Annotated in this window: 18 protein-coding genes; all 18 read left to right on the top strand. The window is 39.8% G+C overall.

Features of this window, described 5'->3' with window-relative positions; all coding sequences use genetic code 11:
- Window positions 1–403: 403 nt before the first annotated feature.
- The 18 genes from pyrR (at window position 404) to AKK44_RS02100 (ending at window position 19,262) form a co-directional block, all read left to right on the top strand.
- Window positions 404–925, top strand: coding sequence for a bifunctional pyr operon transcriptional regulator/uracil phosphoribosyltransferase PyrR (gene pyrR, locus AKK44_RS02185; protein WP_037596576.1), 522 nt, complete (start codon window positions 404–406; stop codon window positions 923–925).
- Window positions 926–938: 13 nt separating this feature from the next.
- Window positions 939–2,198 (top strand): uracil-xanthine permease family protein, encoded by a 1,260-nt coding sequence (locus AKK44_RS02180; RefSeq protein WP_054278321.1) that lies wholly within the window; start codon window positions 939–941, stop codon window positions 2,196–2,198.
- A 58-nt stretch (window positions 2,199–2,256) separates the two neighbouring features.
- Window positions 2,257–3,228 (top strand): aspartate carbamoyltransferase catalytic subunit, encoded by a 972-nt coding sequence (locus AKK44_RS02175; RefSeq protein ID WP_054278320.1) that lies wholly within the window; start codon window positions 2,257–2,259, stop codon window positions 3,226–3,228.
- Between the two features lies 1 nt (window position 3,229).
- Window positions 3,230–4,315 carry a carbamoyl phosphate synthase small subunit gene (locus tag AKK44_RS02170; RefSeq protein ID WP_054278319.1) on the top strand — a complete coding sequence of 362 codons (1,086 nt, stop codon included), beginning with the start codon at window positions 3,230–3,232 and terminating at the stop codon, window positions 4,313–4,315.
- 67 nt (window positions 4,316–4,382) lie between these two features.
- Window positions 4,383–7,559, top strand: a complete 3,177-nt coding sequence (gene carB / locus AKK44_RS02165; protein ID WP_054278318.1) for a carbamoyl-phosphate synthase large subunit — start codon at window positions 4,383–4,385, stop codon at window positions 7,557–7,559.
- Between the two features lie 246 nt (window positions 7,560–7,805).
- Entirely contained in the window at window positions 7,806–9,068 is a 1,263-nt protein-coding gene (locus AKK44_RS02160) for an efflux RND transporter periplasmic adaptor subunit (RefSeq protein WP_054278325.1), read from the top strand.
- Window positions 9,068–9,778 carry an ABC transporter ATP-binding protein gene (locus tag AKK44_RS02155; RefSeq protein ID WP_054278317.1) on the top strand — a complete coding sequence of 237 codons (711 nt, stop codon included), beginning with the start codon at window positions 9,068–9,070 and terminating at the stop codon, window positions 9,776–9,778. Before AKK44_RS02160 ends, AKK44_RS02155 begins: the two co-directional genes overlap by 1 nt.
- A gap of 12 nt (window positions 9,779–9,790) precedes the next feature.
- Complete coding sequence (locus AKK44_RS02150) at window positions 9,791–11,014, top strand: ABC transporter permease (RefSeq protein ID WP_054278316.1); 1,224 nt, start codon at window positions 9,791–9,793, stop codon at window positions 11,012–11,014.
- On the top strand, window positions 11,007–11,621 hold the full coding sequence (locus AKK44_RS02145; protein ID WP_054278315.1) for a TVP38/TMEM64 family protein: 615 nt from the start codon (window positions 11,007–11,009) through the stop codon (window positions 11,619–11,621). The genes AKK44_RS02150 and AKK44_RS02145 overlap by 8 nt, the downstream gene beginning before the upstream one ends.
- A 138-nt stretch (window positions 11,622–11,759) precedes the next feature.
- Window positions 11,760–12,032 (top strand): 30S ribosomal protein S16, encoded by a 273-nt coding sequence (gene rpsP, locus AKK44_RS02140; RefSeq protein ID WP_037595827.1) that lies wholly within the window; start codon window positions 11,760–11,762, stop codon window positions 12,030–12,032.
- Between the two features lie 9 nt (window positions 12,033–12,041).
- On the top strand, window positions 12,042–12,281 hold the full coding sequence (locus AKK44_RS02135; protein ID WP_054278324.1) for a KH domain-containing protein: 240 nt from the start codon (window positions 12,042–12,044) through the stop codon (window positions 12,279–12,281).
- A 166-nt stretch (window positions 12,282–12,447) separates the two neighbouring features.
- Window positions 12,448–13,971 (top strand): LPXTG cell wall anchor domain-containing protein, encoded by a 1,524-nt coding sequence (locus tag AKK44_RS02130; protein ID WP_054278314.1) that lies wholly within the window; start codon window positions 12,448–12,450, stop codon window positions 13,969–13,971.
- Window positions 13,972–14,253: 282 nt separating this feature from the next.
- Window positions 14,254–14,772 carry a ribosome maturation factor RimM gene (gene rimM / locus AKK44_RS02125; protein WP_054278313.1) on the top strand — a complete coding sequence of 173 codons (519 nt, stop codon included), beginning with the start codon at window positions 14,254–14,256 and terminating at the stop codon, window positions 14,770–14,772.
- Window positions 14,762–15,496: a tRNA (guanosine(37)-N1)-methyltransferase TrmD gene (gene trmD / locus AKK44_RS02120; RefSeq protein WP_054278312.1), complete on the top strand. Its 735-nt coding sequence runs from the start codon at window positions 14,762–14,764 to the stop codon at window positions 15,494–15,496. The genes rimM and trmD overlap by 11 nt, the downstream gene beginning before the upstream one ends.
- Window positions 15,493–16,485, top strand: coding sequence for an NAD(P)/FAD-dependent oxidoreductase (locus AKK44_RS02115; RefSeq protein WP_054278311.1), 993 nt, complete (start codon window positions 15,493–15,495; stop codon window positions 16,483–16,485). Before trmD ends, AKK44_RS02115 begins: the two co-directional genes overlap by 4 nt.
- A 139-nt stretch (window positions 16,486–16,624) precedes the next feature.
- Entirely contained in the window at window positions 16,625–17,680 is a 1,056-nt protein-coding gene (locus AKK44_RS02110; RefSeq protein WP_054278310.1) for a PTS transporter subunit IIC, read from the top strand.
- Window positions 17,681–17,690: 10 nt separating this feature from the next.
- On the top strand, window positions 17,691–18,614 hold the full coding sequence (locus AKK44_RS02105) for a 2-dehydropantoate 2-reductase (RefSeq protein ID WP_054278309.1): 924 nt from the start codon (window positions 17,691–17,693) through the stop codon (window positions 18,612–18,614).
- A gap of 171 nt (window positions 18,615–18,785) precedes the next feature.
- Window positions 18,786–19,262, top strand: coding sequence for an NUDIX hydrolase (locus tag AKK44_RS02100; RefSeq protein WP_054278308.1), 477 nt, complete (start codon window positions 18,786–18,788; stop codon window positions 19,260–19,262).
- The last annotated feature ends 34 nt before the right edge of the window (window positions 19,263–19,296 follow it).

The following is a 19,296-nucleotide window of genomic DNA, read 5'->3' as shown; positions in this document are numbered from 1 at the left end:
CTCGTAAAAGTCTTCTCATCGATCTCAGTAAACGCTAAGGCAGGTGGTCCAAATAGCGTATATCTTGAAAATCGTTGCCGTCCTCTCATTACAAATACCTCCGCAAAACATCTAATCGATTATGACCGACATCACGCATGACATCAGTTGCTGCAATGGCATTTATGCCTATCTTGATTTTGAAGACAGAAAAATCAACTATTTTTAGTGAAAAACTTGTTATTCTTTCTTTTTTTTGCTATACTTAGAAAAATAAAATATTCCTTTAAAACAGTCCCGTGAGGCTGTCAAGGAGACTAATCTGAATAAGAGTGCGCAGTTGTGTCTAATTGTGCCTATATTTCGCAAATCTCCTTGTTAACAAGGAGATTTTTTTGATTTAAATTTTTTGAGGAGGTTTCAGATGAAATCTAAGGAAATTATTGACGAAGTAACTATGAAGCGCGCCATTACTCGAATCACTTATGAAATTATTGAGCGCAATAAGCATTTAGACAATGTTGTTTTAGCGGGTATTAAAACCAGAGGCGTATACATCGCACGCCGCATCAAGGAAAGATTGGAGCAATTAGAGGGCTTGGATTTACCTATTGGTGAGCTGGATATCAAATCGTTTCGAGATGATGTTAAAGCCGAAGAAGATACTACTAGTATGCCAACAGATATTACTGGCAAAGATGTTATTTTGGTAGACGATGTTTTATATACTGGAAGAACGATTCGTGCAGCCATAGATAACTTGGTCAGCTTAGGACGACCAGGACGTGTGAGTTTAGCCGTATTGATTGACCGTGGGCACAGAGAATTGCCGATTCGTGCAGACTATGTTGGGAAAAATATTCCAACGAGTAGCACAGAGCAAATTGTGGTAGAAGTTGTAGAAGTTGATGGCAAAGATTGCGTCAGCATTGTTGACCCGACATAAAAGGAGAGTTATCGTGAAAGATGTGATTTATGACGTTGAAGAAATTCCTAAGGCAGGTATGCTAATAGGTTTGTCTTTCCAACATTTGTTTGCCATGTTTGGAGCTACTGTTTTGGTTCCGATTTTAGTCGGAATAGACCCGTCGGTAGCTTTATTATCGAGTGGTTTAGGAACCTTGGCCCACTTGTCCGTAACCAAATTTAAGATTCCTGCCTATATGGGATCAAGTTTTGCTTATATTGCAGCCATGCAAATGCTAATGAAAACAGATGGCATTGGAGCAGTTGCGCAAGGAGCTATTACAAGTGGTTTTGTTTATCTGATTGTGGCTCTTGTGGTCAAAAAAATTGGTAACCAATGGATTGACAAAATCCTACCACCAGTAGTTGTAGGCCCCATTGTAATGGTGATTGGACTTAGCCTAGCTTCGACAGCTGTTGGTGACGTCATGTTAAAAGAAGGTCAGTATAACTTACTTTACTTTGTGATTGGACTTGTGACTTTATTATCAGTGATTTTCTTTAATATCTATGGAAAAGGTATTGTAGCTATTATTCCAATCTTACTTGGATTGCTGGTTGGGTATTCTTTCTCACTTTTGATGGGAGTTGTGACTGGTCAAGAAATTATTGATTTTACACATGTAGCACAGGCTAAGTGGTTTGATATCCCATCCGTCGAAATTCCCCTATTAAGTTATGGCCTAAAATTTTATCCAAGTGCTATCTTAACCATGGCGCCTATTGCTTTTGTTACCATGACAGAACATTTTGGACATATCATGGTATTAAATAGTCTTACAGAACGTGATTATTTCAAAGACCCTGGTTTAGAAAAAACCCTAACTGGAGATGGTTTAGCACAAATTATTGCAGGTTTTCTAGGAGCTCCGCCAGTTACTTCTTATGGTGAAAATATCGGTGTAATGGCTCTTAATAAAATTTTCTCTGTCTACGTCATTGCCGGAGCCGCTATTTTCGCAGCCTTGCTGAGCTTTATTGGTAAAGTATCTGCAATTATTCAATCCATCCCAACTCCTGTTGTTGGTGGGATATCGGTTGCTTTATTTGGAGTGATTGCCTCAAGTGGTTTGAAAATACTCATCTCATCTAAAGTTGATATGGATAACAAAAAGAACTTACTGATTACCAGTGTTGTGTTGGTTTCTGGTATTGGTGGATTGATGCTACAAGTGAACGGGCTTCAGATTTCAGGAGTTGCCTTATCCACGTTACTTGGAATTGTATTATACCAAGTCCTTCCAGAACAGTAATCGAGATTTGTTATTCGTCTGTTTAGGTGTTAGTCATTAGTGATAAAAGGGGAACATCATGTCAGTTGTCAATAATCGTGTTGTGCTAAATAATCTTGTATCAATGGAACAGTTAACCAATGAAGAAGTGCTAGGCTTGTTGCATCGAGGATCAGAATACAAAGCGGGTAAAGTTGCTATCGCAGATAATAGCAAGTGCTTTGCAACGAATCTTTTCTTTGAAAATTCAACGAGAACCCATAAATCTTTTGAAGTCGCAGAGAAAAAATTGGGCTTGACTGTGATTGATTTTAATGCAGATACCAGTTCTGTGAATAAAGGAGAGAGTCTTTATGATACCGTTCTAACCATGAGTGCTCTGGGGACTGAAATTTGTGTGATCCGTCATCCGGAAGACGACTATTATAAGCCACTAGTTGCTAGCCCAACCATTACGGCTTCGATTATTAATGGCGGTGATGGTTCAGGGCAGCACCCCAGTCAATGTTTGCTAGATTTATTGACCATTTACGAAGAATTTGGCTACTTTGAGGGCTTGAAAATTGCGATTGCAGGAGATTTGGCGCACTCTCGTGTGGCAAAGTCAAATATGCAGATTCTCAAAAGGCTCGGTGCGACCTTGTATTTCTATGGTCCTAAGCAATGGTACTCGTCGGAGTTTGATGAGTATGGTTCTTATCAGCCGATTGATCAGATTATTGAACAGCTAGATGTTCTGATGTTACTAAGAGTGCAGCATGAGCGGCATGATGGTAGCAAGAGTTTTTCAAAAGAAGACTATCACAAACAGTTTGGCTTAACAAAAGAGCGGTATCAAGCTTTAAAACCGACAGCTATTATCATGCACCCAGCTCCAGTAAATCGAGGTGTTGAAATTGCAGATAGTTTAGTCGAAGCTCCAAAAGCTCGCATCGTATCGCAAATGACTAATGGTGTCTTTGTTCGGATGGCGATTATTGAAGCAATCATGAATGGCAGACAGATGACTAACAATCAAGAACAAGACAATAAGCATGTGAGAAGGTATTAGAATGACAAAACGACTACTTATTTTAGAAGATGGCACAATTTTTGAAGGAAAGCCCTTCGGAGCTGATATTGATGTGACTGGTGAAATTGTTTTTAATACAGGCATGACAGGCTACCAAGAGTCCATCACAGACCAGTCATATAACGGACAACTACTGACCTTTACTTATCCTTTAATTGGGAATTATGGGATTAATCGAGATGACCATGAGTCAATTACACCGACTTGTAAAGGGGTTATTGTGGCTGAAGCTAGCCGTAGAGCAAGCAACTGGCGTCAACAGATGACTTTAGATGAATTTTTAACCATTAAGGGAATCCCAGGAATTTCAGGCATTGATACCAGGGCACTAACCAAAATTATCAGAAAACATGGTACGATGAAAGCAACAATGGCTGATGATGGCGACAGCCTTGATCACCTAACTGTTCAACTAAAGGCTACTGTTTTGCCAACCAATAATATCGAGCAAGTCTCAACCAAAGCCGCTTATCCAGCTCCTGGAACGGGTAAAAACATTGTCTTAGTGGACTTTGGATTGAAGCATTCTATCTTGAGAGAATTGTCCAAAAGGCAGTGCAATGTAACGGTTGTTCCCTTTGATACCAAAGCAGAAGAAATTCTACAACTCAACCCAGATGGACTCATGCTTTCAAATGGACCTGGAAATCCAGAAGATTTGCCAGCGGCCTTGGAGATGATAAGAGAGATCCAAGGAAAGATTCCAATTTTTGGTATTTGTATGGGGCATCAGCTCTTTAGCCTAGCTAATGGTGCTCAAACGTTTAAAATGACTTTCGGACACCGTGGGTTTAATCATGCTGTGAGAGAGATTGCTACGGGGCGTGTTGATTTTACCAGTCAAAACCATGGTTATGCTGTGGCGCGAGAAACACTTCCAGACTGTTTAATGGTGACACACGAAGAAATTAATGACAAAACCGTTGAAGGGGTTAGACATAAAGACTACCCAGCGTTTTCAGTACAGTTTCACCCTGATGCAGCACCTGGTCCTCACGATGCCAGTTATCTATTTGATGAATTTTTAGAATTAATTGACGCTTTTCAAGCTGAACAATCAGTTTGAAAAGCGAGTCCCGCAATGAAAGACAGGTCAAACTGAGAGTTGGCCACTTGTTGAAAGGTAACGAATAATGCCAAAACGTAAAGATATCAAAAAAATCATGGTTATTGGGTCAGGTCCAATTATTATTGGACAAGCTGCAGAATTTGATTACGCAGGAACTCAAGCTTGTCTAGCCTTAAAAGAAGAAGGTTATCAAGTTGTCTTGGTTAATTCTAATCCTGCCACAATCATGACCGACAAAGAAGTGGCAGATAAGGTTTATATTGAGCCAATTACGATTGAATTTGTGAGCCGTATTCTGCGTAAAGAAAGACCAGACGCACTTTTGCCAACATTAGGAGGACAGACAGGGCTGAACATGGCGATGGAGCTGTCTAAAGCAGGTATTTTAAAAGAGCTTAATATTGAACTTCTCGGCACAAAGCTGTCTGCTATTGACCAGGCTGAGGACCGTGATCTATTTAAGCAACTTATGGAAGAACTAGATCAACCTATCCCAGAATCAGATATTGTAACCACGGTAGAAGAGGCAGTAGCCTTTGCGCAAACCATTGGCTATCCAGTTATTGTAAGACCAGCTTTTACAATGGGTGGCACTGGTGGTGGCATGTGTGCCAATGAAAAAGAATTGCGAGAAGTAGCGGAAAACGGACTAAAATTATCTCCAGCTACTCAATGTCTGATTGAGCGATCAATTGCTGGTTTTAAAGAAATTGAATATGAGGTCATGCGTGACGCTGCCGATAATGCTCTGGTGGTTTGCAACATGGAAAACTTTGACCCTGTAGGAATCCATACAGGAGATTCAATTGTTTTTGCTCCCACACAGACTTTATCAGATATTGAACATCAGATGCTAAGAGATGCCAGCTTGAAAATTATTCGCGCCTTGAAGATTGAAGGAGGCTGTAATGTCCAATTAGCACTTGATCCAGATAGTTACAAATACTATGTGATTGAGGTCAACCCTCGCGTTTCTCGGTCATCTGCATTGGCATCTAAGGCGACGGGCTACCCTATTGCCAAGTTAGCTGCCAAGATTGCTGTTGGACTAACGTTAGATGAGATGGTCAACCCTGTAACGGGAACTACCTATGCCATGTTTGAACCAGCTTTGGATTATGTGGTTGCTAAACTTCCTCGCTTTCCTTTTGACAAATTTGAACACGGAGAACGTCGCTTAGGCACGCAAATGAAAGCTACTGGCGAGGTAATGGCCATCGGGCGAAACATTGAAGAAGCCCTTCTCAAAGCATGTCGTTCTCTTGAAATTGGTGTTCATCACAATGAAATGGTGGGGCTAGAAGATGTTTGTGATGACGACTTGGTTGAAAAAATGGTCAAGGCACAAGATGATCGCTTGTTTTACATCTCAGAAGCTATTCGAAGAGGCTATGCTATTGAAGACATTGCTTCATTAACTAAAATTGACCTCTTTTTCTTGGATAAATTATTGCACATTGCAGAGATTGAAGCATCCCTTACTGAGAATATTAATCACTTGGAATCCTTGAAAAATGCTAAGCGATATGGTTTTTCCGATAGGAAAATTGCAGAGCTTTGGGGAACAACTCCGACAACAATCAGGCAGTTGAGAAAAGCTAATAATATTGTGCCTGTCTATAAAATGGTTGATACCTGTGCAGCTGAGTTTGACTCAAAAACTCCTTATTTTTATTCGACATACGAAGTTGAAAATGAATCGGTCAAATCGTCGAAAGCATCTGTCTTAGTTCTTGGATCGGGTCCTATTCGAATTGGTCAGGGTGTTGAATTTGACTATGCGACAGTTCATAGTGTCAAAGCAATTCAAGCCGCTGGTTACGAAGCTATTATCATGAATTCTAACCCTGAAACTGTTTCGACTGATTTCTCGGTTTCTGATAAACTGTACTTTGAACCCCTCACTTTCGAAGAAGTGATGAATGTGATTGAATTAGAAGAGCCAATAGGGGTTGTGATTCAATTTGGAGGACAGACCGCTATCAATTTAGCCGAGAGCTTATCAGCTGCTGGCGTGCCTATTTTAGGAACACAACTAGAAGATTTAGACCGTGCTGAGGATAGAGACTTGTTTGAAAAAGCTTTAAAAAGCTTAGGCATTGCGCAACCTCCGGGACAGACGGCTACCGATGAAGCTACAGCTATTGAGGCTGCACGTCGTATTGGCTTTCCTGTGTTAGTGAGACCTTCTTATGTTTTAGGAGGGAGAGCTATGGAGATTGTCGAAAACGAAACAGACCTCAAATCTTATATGAGAACAGCGGTTAAAGCTAGTCCAGAGCATCCTGTCTTGGTTGATTCCTACATTATTGGAACTGAGTGTGAGGTAGATGCTATTTCTGATGGGGAATCAGTCTTGATACCTGGAATTATGGAGCATATCGAACGAGCAGGGGTACACTCGGGCGATTCAATGGCAGTCTATCCTCCGCAACAGTTGTCTCAGACAGTAAAAGATACGATTGTAGACTATACCAAGCGCTTAGCACTTGGCTTAAACTGCATCGGGATGATGAACATACAGTTTGTGATCAAAGATGAGGAAGTGTTTGTGATTGAGGTTAACCCAAGAGCTAGCCGAACAGTTCCCTTTTTATCAAAGGTTACTAATATTCCCATGGCTCAGGTAGCTACGAAGCTTATTCTAGGACAAAAATTGAGTGATTTAGGTTACTGTGACGGACTCTATCCAGAAAGTGATATGGTTCATATCAAAGCACCAGTCTTTTCATTCACCAAGCTAGCACGTGTTGATAGCCTTTTAGGCCCTGAGATGAAATCGACCGGCGAGGTCATGGGGTCAGATACAACCTTGGAAAAAGCACTTTATAAAGCCTTTGAGGCCAGCTACTCACATTTACAAGAGTATGGCAATATTATCTTTACCATAGCTGATGATAACAAGAGTGAGGCATTGTCGCTAGCTCAACGTTTCGATGCAATAGGGTATCGAATCATGGCGACTCAAGGCACAGCTGCTTATTTTGAAGAAAACGGCCTGTCTGCTCGTATCGTAGGAAAAATAGGAGATGGGGATAATGACATTGCCACCTTGATTAGAAGTGGTCATGTGCAAGCAGTTGTTAATACCGTTGGTCCTAAAAGAGCATCTGATAAGGACGGACATATTATCAGAAGCTTAGCTATTGAGCAAGGGGTTCCTTTATTTACAGCTTTGGATACTGCTGCAGCCATGTTGAAGGTTTTAGAGAGTCGTGGCTTTACCACAAGAGCGATATAAATAAAGATGGATCATTTTTAAGATTTCTTAATAATGATCTTTTTTTAAATAACTGAAACCTGACAGTATTGTAAGTAAATATCTCTTAAAATGTTATATAATCAAGGGAGTGACAATTAGAAATAATTCTCATTTGTCAGTCGATAAAATGCGGATAATGTCTTGACAAGTTTTGTAAAAGGTCATATACTTGTCTTATAAAAATAGTACAAACGGAGGACAAAGATGTCTAAACTCAGAAAAATCGTGTCACGTATAAAACAGGTTAAACTCTCGAAAAAGCACAAACTGATCATTGCAGTTGCTCTAGCCTTGCTTCTTACCATTATTGGTGGAGCCTTGTGGAAGAAAGAAAAAGACATGTCTCAAAAAGAAGTAGGGGTGCCTTATTCAACAGTCAATGCATCAGAAGGAACGCTTGCGTCTTCAACCCTCTTATCAGGAACGGTTAAAGCCCTCTCAGAAGAATACATCTATTTTGATGCCAGCAAAGGAACACACGCTACGGTAAGTGTTAAAGTTGGAGATAAAGTCACCAAAGGGCAACAGCTAGTGCAATACAACACAAGCGTCCAGCAGGCTGCTTATGACTCAGCTGTTAGAAATTTGAATAAAATCGGTCGTCAAATTAATCACTTAAAAACTTATGGTGTTCCAGCGGCGACTACTGAGACTGTGCATGATGAGGAAACAGGGGAAACATCTACCACAACTGTTCAGCCTTCAGCACAACAAAATGCCAACTATACACAGCAACTTCAGGATTTAAATGATGCCTATGCAGATGCACAAGCAGAGGTTAATAAAGCCCAAGCAGCTTTAAATGACATGATTGTGGTTAGTGGGGTTTCAGGAACAGTTGTTGAAGCTAACAATGACATTGACCCTTCAGCTAAAAATAGTCAAACCTTGGTCCATGTGGCATCCGAAGGTCAGTTGCAAGTTAGAGGAAGCCTAACCGAGCATGATTTAAAAAACATCAAAGTTGGAGAAGTTGTCAAAATCAAATCCAAAGTTTATGCCGACCAAGAGTGGACAGGGAAAATTTCATATGTCTCTAACTATCCAACAGATGCTTCAGCAGCAAGTAATGCAATGTCCTCTTCAGGAGCTGGTTCAACGTCCACTGCGTCAACATACGACTACAAGGTGGATATCACAAGTCCTCTCAATGAATTAAAACAAGGATTTAGTGTGTCAGTTGAAGTGGTTAACGATGCCAAACACATTTTATTGCCTCTTTCTGCCCTTGTTGACCAAGACAAGAAACATTTTGTTTGGGTTTATGACGACACCACTGAAAAGGTTAAAAAAGTTAAGGTGACACTTGGCAATGCTGATGGTGAACACCAAGAAATCACCTCAGGCATTAAACTCGGTGACATTGTGATTGCTAATCCAGATAAAAAAATGAAAGATGGTAGCAAACTCAAAAATGTCACTGTAACAGATAAAAAGACATCAAACGATTCTAGCAGCAAATCAAAAGAATCAGAGGTGAAAAAATAGTGCCCGATGACAAAAAAGAATTAATTCGCTTAAAAAACATTGTTAAGAGTTATCAAAATGGAGATCAAGAACTCCAAGTGTTAAAAAATATTGATTTAACGGTGAATCAAGGGGAATTTTTAGCAATTATGGGACCATCAGGTTCTGGGAAATCAACCTTGATGAATATTATTGGCTTGTTAGACCGTCCAACTTCTGGTGAGTACATTTTAAATACAAAAGACGTTAAAGGCTTAAAGGAAAGCAAACTAGCACAGGTTCGTAATGAAGAAATAGGCTTTGTGTTTCAACAATTTTTCCTGTTATCCAAATTAAATGCCCTGCAAAATGTTGAGTTGCCTTTGATTTATGCAGGGGTATCCCCTACTAAACGTCGTCAGAAAGCTCAGAAATTATTGCAAAAAGTAGAGCTTGATATGCGTATGAAGCATTTGCCATCTGAGTTGTCAGGAGGGCAAAAGCAACGGGTTGCTATTGCTAGGGCTTTGGTCAATAACCCGTCTTTAATACTAGCTGACGAGCCAACTGGCGCTTTGGACACAAAGACTGGTGAGCAAATTATGGAATTGCTAACAGAATTAAACAAAGAAGGAAAAACCATTATTATGGTTACTCATGAACCAGAGATTGCAAACTTTGCGACGCGTAAAATTGTGATTCGCGATGGTGAAATTACAGTTGACACGACTGAAAGTGTTAGAATTGACTAGGGGGGAATACAGATGGAAAATTGGAAATTTGCCCTTAGTTCAATATGGGGACATAAATTACGGTCGATATTGACCATGCTAGGGATCATTATTGGAGTATCGTCTGTCGTTATTATTATGGGGCTCGGTAAAGCTGTGGCCAAAAGTATCACAGATTCATTTTCACGTAATCAAAAAGACATTCAACTTTACTTTAAAGCAGATGGTGAGGATGAGGGCAATTATTTTGCGCCACCCGCAATTGAAAACGCACCTGAAATCCAACCGCAATGGCTAGAGCAAATTGTTAAAGACGTGGATGGTATAGATTCATATTATTTCACCAATAGTGCCTTAGGGAATATTTCATTCGGGAAGAAAAAACAAGAAAATATTTCTATTTCAGGTGTTAGCCAAAATTATTTCAAGGTGAAAAAATATAATATTTTAGCTGGACGTGCCCTCAAACCTGATGATTATAGCAATTTTTCTCGAATTATTTTACTAGATGAGTTAACCGCAGATGAACTATTTGGTAAAGGAGAATACAAAGAGGCCTTAAACAAAGTCGTTAGTTTAGGCGATAAGGATTACCTCGTGGTAGGTGTTTATAAACCAAAAGACTCTAATGTTTCCATGCCGGGAATGCCTGCTGGTGGCGCCATCATGGCTAATACCCAAGTGGCTTTTGAGTTTCAAACTGGAGAGATTGAGTCAGCCTTTATTCATGTCAAAGACATCAAGCAAAGTATTGCTTTAGGAGATAAGGCAGCAGAGATGTTAACACGCCTATCTCATGCTAAAGATGGTAAGTATGCCGTTCCAGACAATAGCGATTTTATCGGAGAAATCAATAAACAATTTGGTATTTTGACAACAGTGATAGGATCTATTGCAGGAATATCTCTATTAGTAGGTGGGATTGGTGTTATGAACATCATGCTAGTATCAGTCACAGAGCGTACTCGAGAAATTGGTTTGCGAAAAGCTTTGGGAGCGACACGTTCTAAAATTTTGATTCAGTTCCTGATTGAGTCCGTTGTTTTGACCATCATTGGAGGCTTGATTGGTCTCATCATAGCCCAAATAGGAATCAGCCTTTTGGGAGGAGCCTTGAATTTAAAAGGAGCGACCGTTTCTTTAGATGTTGCCGCGATAGCTGTTATGTTTTCTGCAACGATAGGAATTGTTTTTGGGCTACTGCCTGCCAATAAGGCAAGTAAACTTGATCCTATTGAGGCATTGCGTTATGAGTAGTTTTAGGATATCGCATGCTTTGCTAAAGAAGTTTTTCAAAATTCTTGGCATTTTATCGGTTGTATTTTCTATTGTGCTAGTCGTTTATTTGGTCAGGCAGATAGATATTATCAACAATCCTCAAGCCTTAGCTGAGATGATTAAAGGACACCTTTTATTGGGTGCCATAGGCTTTTTTATCCTCCAAGTCATTCAAGTAGTGATTCCCATTATCCCTGGTGGTGTCACAACAGTTGTTGGTTTTATGGCTTTTGGACCGATTTTAGGGTTTGTGTTGAATGTTTCGGGCATTTGTCTGGGTTCGTTTTTACTATTTACACTGGTTAAAAAATACGGGAAACCGTTTATTCTACTTTTTTTAAAACAAAAACAATTATCATTTTACGAAGAAAAGCTATCAACAAAAACCTTTGAAACCTTTTTTATCTTAAATATGATTTCACCTTTGGCACCTGCAGATGCACTAATTATGATAACAGGTTTGAGCCAAATGACCTCTAAACGCTTTTTAACAATTATTTTGATTTGTAGGCCGTTTTCGATTATTAGCTTTAGCTATTTTTGGATTTATGGTGGAGAGCTTATCAAACATTTATTGATGAATTAGCAGAAACTCAAAAAATAAAATGGTGTCAAGAAAAAAACTTGACACCATTTTAAAACTAGGGTATACTAGTCAATGTAAGAAATTAGCGTAGCTACGTTTCTTGAAACTATTATCTAAAAAGAAAAGAGACATATTAAAATGGCAGTTAAAATCCGTTTGACTCGTATGGGTTCTAAAAAGAAACCTTTTTACCGTATTAACATTGCAGACTCACGTGCACCACGTGATGGTCGTTTCATTGAAACAGTTGGAACATACAACCCACTTGTAACTGAGAACCAAGTTACGCTTAAAGAAGATCGTATTCTTGACTGGTTGTCAAAAGGTGCACAACCTTCTGATACAGTACGTAACATTCTTTCTAAAGCTGGTGTGATGACTAAGTTCCACGACCAAAAGTTTTCTAAATAATTGATGCCTATGGATACCATTGAAAATCTTATTATCGCTATTGTGAAACCTTTGATTTCACAGCCAGATAATCTTACCATAAAAATTGAAGATACTCCTGATTTTGTAGAGTATCATCTTGACTTGGATGCTCAAGACATCGGTCGTGTTATCGGAAAAAAAGGTCGTACTATTACAGCGATAAGATCGATTGTCTATTCGGTTCCAACCTCAGGAAAAAAAGTTCGATTGGTTATTGATGAAAAGTAAAACCAACTCATTAAAAGAGACATTCTAGATTATCTAGGAGGTCTTTTTTTGTATCGTAAAATACTTGACTGGTTAAGCATTTTATAGTAAGATATGATAGAAGCCCTAGGAGGGTTATTATTTTGTGTTTTTAATTAACTGGTTAATTAAAATTAGAGGAGAACCAATGAAATCATATACAAAACTATCTACAAGCCTATTAGCTGCTACGGCTTTATCTGGCATGGTCCTAGTCAGTGATCTGACAACGACCACTGTTAAGGCTCACAGTGCTGAAACAGCTGCTGTTTCAAAGCCATCAGAAAGTTTCACTTTTGTTGCAACTATTTTAGACAATCAAGGCAATACACTTCGTGATAAAACAGTTACGTTGACAGATATTACCAATGCATCCAAAGAGGTTATCCAAACAAAGACCTCTGATGCCAAAGGGCAAGCAATTTTTTCACATTTACCAACGAATAGAAGCCTTAGTGTAGCTGTTGATGGGCATGCTAAAGGGCACACCATTCGCACTAGTGAGGCAAACACGACAATGGCAGCAAGCTTCACAGCAGAAGGAGTAGGTGAGGGAGAACCTAGCTACACTCAGACGCCTTTAGACGTCAGCGTTTATAACCAAGACGGAGAGCCTATCGCTGACAAAGAAGTGACCCTAAAAGCGCCAAATGGTACGCTTATTGAAACGCTTAAAACAAATCAAGATGGCTTAGCCCGTTTCACAAACCAATTAATGGATGGCACTTTCTATCAATATTTTGTTGACGGCAAAAAAATGGGACAAACTGTTCCAGGATTTTCGGCAAGTGCCTTTTTGGAAGTTTCGAAAGAAACTCACACACATCAGCACCATCATGATAGTCATGGTGAAGCCTCACATGGACATTTTACCTTTACAGCGACTGTTTTAGACCAAAATGATCAAGGGATTTCAGGGAAAAAAGTGACCTTGTTTGATGTTACTGATGGGCACCCTCATGAAATCACATCAGGTCAAACCAATGAAGAAGGCAAGATTCTCTTTGAAAACCTTCCTTTAGCTCGCAACATTAGTGTTTTTGTAGACGGCGAATCTCAAGGCTATACCTTTAGAACGGATCAAAAAGATCAGAATAAAGCCGCTGCCTTTTACAGTAAGGGTCAAGGAGCTGGAGCGTCAGATTACACGAAAAAACCATTAATCATTACAGTTGTTGATGAAAATGGAAATGCTTTAGCTGGACAATTAGTGACCTTAACCAATAAATTGGGTAAAGTTGTTGCTGAAATCAAAACTGATGACCATGGGCGTGCAAGTTTTACAGACAAGTTAATGGATGGCACCTTTTATGATTTTGCAGTTAATCACATCAAGATGCATGCCGTAACTCCAGGAAACGACATTAGTGCAGCACTCGAAACATCACAAATCTCACATGAAAGTAAGCATGATCATGTTGCAGATAAGATGACTAAAGAAACTCAGAAAGATCAGTCAGCTAACACGTCTAAAAATGCGGATGATACCCATAAAATGGATAGTCATAAGCAACATACAGATAATGGTCAAAAAGCAACAGCGCCTAAACTGTCTAAAGGGCTTCCTCAGACAGGTGAGCATGGCGCAACTATTTTAACAGTTGTTGGTTTTGTGATTTTAGGCTTAGCAAGCATTATTGGGTTGGCAAAGAAAAAAGACATCAAATCATAATACACCACCCAATTGATAACCCGTTACGATTTATCAGCCTACTTCTTAGTATCACTAGGAAGTAGGTTTTTTGTTTTCACATGAGGTAGCTCTTATTGATTTTTATGGTAAATGTAGCGGTGTGAAGTGCAAAAAGAGGCGTAACGTGTTAAAATAGAAAGAGATTTGTTGCTAAGATGTGACGACTAGAGAACTTAGTGACAGGCATCTTATAGAATTAGAAAAATCAATGAAGGTGACAAAGGTTACTTTCAATAACGTTTGAAACGATTAGGAGCACACATGGAATATTTTAATGTTGGTAAAATAGTTAATACTCAAGGCTTGCAAGGAGAAATGCGCGTTTTATCGGTCAGTGATTTTGCTGAAGAACGGTTTGAACAAGGAGCAGAGCTAGCTCTTTTTGATGCAAAAGATCAGTTTGTACAAGACGTTACAATTGCTAGCCATCGCACACAAAAGAATTTTGACATTATAAAATTTAAGGGAATGAACCACATCAATGATATTGAAGGCTTTAAAGGCTTTACCCTTAAAGTGTCTCAAGAAAATAGAGGCGAACTAGACGAGGGAGAGTTTTACTACCATCAAATTATTGGTTTAGAGGTTTATGAAGATGATATCTATATTGGTCAAGTAAAAGAAATCCTTCAACCAGGAGCTAATGATGTTTGGGTTGTCAAACGTAAAGGAAAGCGCGATTTATTGCTCCCATATATCCCACCGGTTGTTCTAAAAGTTGATGTTGACCATAATCGTGTTGACGTGGCTATTATGGAAGGGTTGGACGATGAAGATTGATATTCTAACGCTTTTTCCTGAAATGTTTGCGCCTTTAGAGCACTCTATTGTCGGAAAGGCTCAAGAAAAAGGGTTATTAACGGTAACTTATCACAATTTTAGGGAAAATGCAGAAAAAGCACGCCACGTAGACGATGAGCCTTATGGTGGCGGTCAAGGGATGCTTTTGAGAGCCCAACCTATTTTTGACACGATTGACCGCATCCAATCTCGAAACCCTCGGGTGATTTTACTTGACCCTGCCGGAAAAAGATTTACTCAAGCCTATGCCGAAGAATTAGCTCTTGAGGAAGAGTTAATTTTTATTTGTGGGCATTACGAAGGTTATGATGAACGCATCAAACACTTAGTGACAGATGAAATCTCATTAGGAGATTTTGTCTTAACAGGAGGAGAGTTAGCTGCCATGACCGTTGTTGACGCAACGGTTCGTTTATTGCCAGACGTTCTTGGCAAAGCCTCTAGCCATAAAGACGATTCCTTCTCATCAGGATTATTGGAATACCCTCAATACACAAGACCCTATGATTACAGAGGGATGACCGTTCCAGAGGTCTTGATGAGTGGGCATCATGAGCGTATTCGCCTTTGGCGTTTGGAGCAAAGCATCACAAAAACATATCTGAGAAGACCTGATTTGCTAGAGTCTTATGACTTTTCAGATGAAGAGAAACAAATCTATGACAAGATCAGACAAAAACTAGGAAAAGAGGATATTTCATGAAAGACGTCGTCTATGATATCACCATCATTGGTGGAGGACCTGTCGGTTTATTTGCTGCCTTTTATGCAGGATTGCGCGGCATGTCTGTCAATATTATTGAAAGTTTATCTGAATTAGGTGGGCAACCAGCTATCCTTTATCCAGAAAAAATGATTTATGACATTCCAGCCTATCCAGCCATTACGGGGGCTGAGCTGACCCGACAATTGCTGCAACAACTTCAGCGATTTGAGGACCGAGTGACTATTTGTTTGAAAGAAGAAGTCAAGTCTTTTGAAAAAACAGGCACTTATTTTACGATAGAGACAAATAAAGCCAGTCATCAGTCTAAGGCTGTTATTGTGGCTTGCGGCAATGGAGCCTTTGCTCCCAGAACTCTGGGCCTTGATGGGGAGGCTGACTTTGCAGATAACAATCTGTTTTATAATGTTCATCAGCTAGAGCAGTTTGCGGGACAAAATGTTGTTATTTGTGGAGGTGGAGATTCGGCAGTTGACTGGGCTTTGGCACTAGATGGCTTAGCCAAAAGTGTGACCATTGTTCACCGTCGGGATGCTTTTAGGGCGCATGAGCACAGTGTCGAGTTACTCGAGGCATCTCAAGTGAGAGTTTTGACCCCGTATGTTCCTTTGGCTTTAGAAGGTGAAAATGGCATTGCTAAAAAATTGTCTATCCAAAAAGTCAAATCTGACGAAGTGGTAGAGCTTGAGTTGGATAGTTTGATTGTTAGTTTTGGCTTTTCGACTTCCAACAAAAATCTCAAAAACTGGAACCTAGACTATAAACGCTCGAGCATTGAGGTATCTCACCTCTTTCAAACCAGTCAAGAGGGTGTGTTTGCGATTGGGGACGCTGCAGATTATGATGGCAAGGTTGATTTGATAGCTACTGGTTTTGGTGAGGCACCTATTGCTGTTAATCAGGTCATTAATTATATTTACCCAGACCGTGACAATCGCGCTGTTCATTCAACCTCCTTGATTGATTAAACCATTGTTCGTTCTCAGGTACTAGCCTAAAGGCTCAAAAATAAGCTTTGAGATAGTGATGACAAAGTGATTGGAATATGATAGAATAGGTTTTCAAATGTGACTTTTTTCACATTAAAAAATAAAGCGAGGTCCTATCATGCCAAAAACGACAGAAACCTTTGGTTCGTTTATCAATAAAGTACTTTCTGGAACAGCTATCGCTATTGTTGTAGCGCTTATTCCAAATGCTATTTTAGCAACCTTTCTAAAACCATTATTGCCCAATGTAATGGCTGCAGAATTTTTGCATATTGTCCAAGTGTTCCAGTTTTTCACGCCAATTATGGCTGGTTTTTTAATTGGTCAGCAGTTTAAATTTAATCCGATGCAACAGCTAGCAGTTGGTGGGGCGGCTTATATTGGTTCAGGTGCTTGGGCTTATACAGAGCTCATTCAAAATGGTGTCACCACAGGGGCCTTTCAGCTGAGGGGGATTGGGGACTTGATCAATATGATGATCACAGCCAGTTTAGCCGTATTAGCTGTCATGGTTTTAGGAGATAAATTTGGCTCTTTGACCATTATCTTGTTGCCGATTGTTATTGGGACAGGGGTTGGTTACATCGGTTGGAAATTACTTCCTTATGTGTCTTACGTGACAACCGTCATTGGTCAAGGGATTAACTCCTTTACCTCTCTTCAGCCGTTTTTAATGTCCTTATTGATTGCCATGGCCTTTTCACTCATTATCGTTAGTCCGATTTCGACAGTTGCGATTGGTTTGGCTATTGGGCTTAATGGCATGGCAGCAGGTGCAGCTTCTATGGGGATGGCAGCAACCGCAGCTGTTTTGGTATGGGGAACACTGAAAGTTAATAAAACTGGAGTACCCGTTGCGATTGCTCTGGGGGCAATGAAAATGATGATGCCAAACTTTTTAAGGCATCCTGTTATGGCTGTGCCGATGCTAATGACAGCTGCGCTTAGTTCCTTAAGTGTTCCTGTGTTTAATCTCATTGGGACACCGGCGTCATCTGGATTTGGTCTTGTTGGGGCTGTGGGTCCAATCGCATCACTAGCTGGAGGCAGCAGTGTGTTAGTCATTTTATTGACCTGGATTGTTATTCCATTTGTCGCAGGATTTGTGTCACATAAGGTCTGCAAAGACATGTTGCACCTCTACACAGATGATATTTTTGTATTTGAAGGATAAAGGAGAAAAAATGTTAGTATATATTGCTGGTTCCGGAGCTATGGGTTGCCGTTTTGGCTACCAAATCTCAAAAACATCTCACGATGTGATTTTACTAGATAATTGGGAAGACCATATCAATGCCATTACAGAAAACGGGCTAAAGATTTCTGGTGATGTTGAAGACCTGGTTGACCTTCCAATTATGAAGCCAACACAAGCCACTCAAGAGGCTGATGTGATTATTTTATTTACCAAAGCGATGCAGTTGCCACAGATGTTAAAAGACATCAAAGGCATCATTGGAGCAGAAACCAAAGTGCTCTGTTTGCTGAATGGACTAGGACACGAAGACGTTATTCGAAACTACATTCCTGAACGTAATATTTTGATGGGGGTTACTGTTTGGACAGCAGGTCTTGAAGGTCCAGGACATGCCAACTTAAAAGGTGTTGGGGCATTAAATCTGCAAAGCATGGACCCTAACAACAAAGAGTCAGGGCTTCAAGTGACGGACATGTTAAACGAAGCTCAATTAAACGCTACTTATGACGAGAATGTAGTTCCAAATATTTGGCGAAAAGCCTGCGTGAACGGTACCATGAATTCAACTTGTGCTTTGCTTGATTGCACTATTGGAGAATTGTTTGCCAGTGAAGATGGCCTCAAAATGGTGAAGGAAATCATTCACGAATTTATCACTGTTGGCCAAGCAGAAGGTGTTGAACTTGACGAAGAAGACATTACAAACTATGTGATGGAAACATCCGTTAAAGCAGCCCATCACTACCCTTCTATGCATCAAGACTTGGTACAAAATAACCGCCTGACTGAAATTGATTTTATCAATGGGGCAGTTAATAAAAAAGGTGAAAAATTAGGCATTGACACGCCGTATTGTCGCATGATTACACAGTTGGTTCATGCCAAAGAAAGCGTCTTAAACATCAAATAAGGTTAAAAATTAGCCATAAACAGACAAAAGAGAAGATTAAAGGCTTCTCTTTTTTAGTAGGACAAGACGGCTCAATGACTCTATTTGTTAAATGCGTTTTTAGCCATAAAATAATAGCATATTTTTCAGAGATTGGTATAATAGATAAAAATAAGTAAAGGACAAACAGCAATGACCCAATTAGCAACAATTTGTTACATAGACAATGGTGATTCTTTATTGCTATTACATCGGAATAAAAAAGAAAATGATGTTCATGAAGGTAAGTGGATTTCAGTTGGTGGAAAGTTAGAGGCAGGGGAAACCCCAGAAGAATGTGCCAAACGCGAAATACAAGAAGAGACCCATCTCATTGTGAAAGAAATGGCCTTCAAAGGTATTATTACATTTCCTGAGTTCACACCTGGTCATGATTGGTATACCTATGTTTTTAAGGTGACTGATTTTGAGGGAGAATTGATTCCTGATGAGCTTTCTAGAGAGGGGACTCTGGAATGGGTTCCCTATGACCAAGTCTTAAACAAGCCAACTTGGGAAGGGGATTACGATATTTTTCAGTGGATTCTTGAGGACAAACCTTTTTTCTCTGCCAAGTTTGTCTACGACAAAGATAACCACTTATTGGACAAATCTGTCACTTTTTATTGATGAAAAAGTCTCTTAACTATTTGTAAGAAAGGAA

The sequence above is a fragment of the Streptococcus phocae genome (assembly GCF_001302265.1).
Classification (GTDB): domain Bacteria; phylum Bacillota; class Bacilli; order Lactobacillales; family Streptococcaceae; genus Streptococcus; species Streptococcus phocae.
The sequence above is the reverse complement of the archived record's forward strand: the minus strand, read 5'-3'. Positions and strand labels throughout refer to the sequence as shown.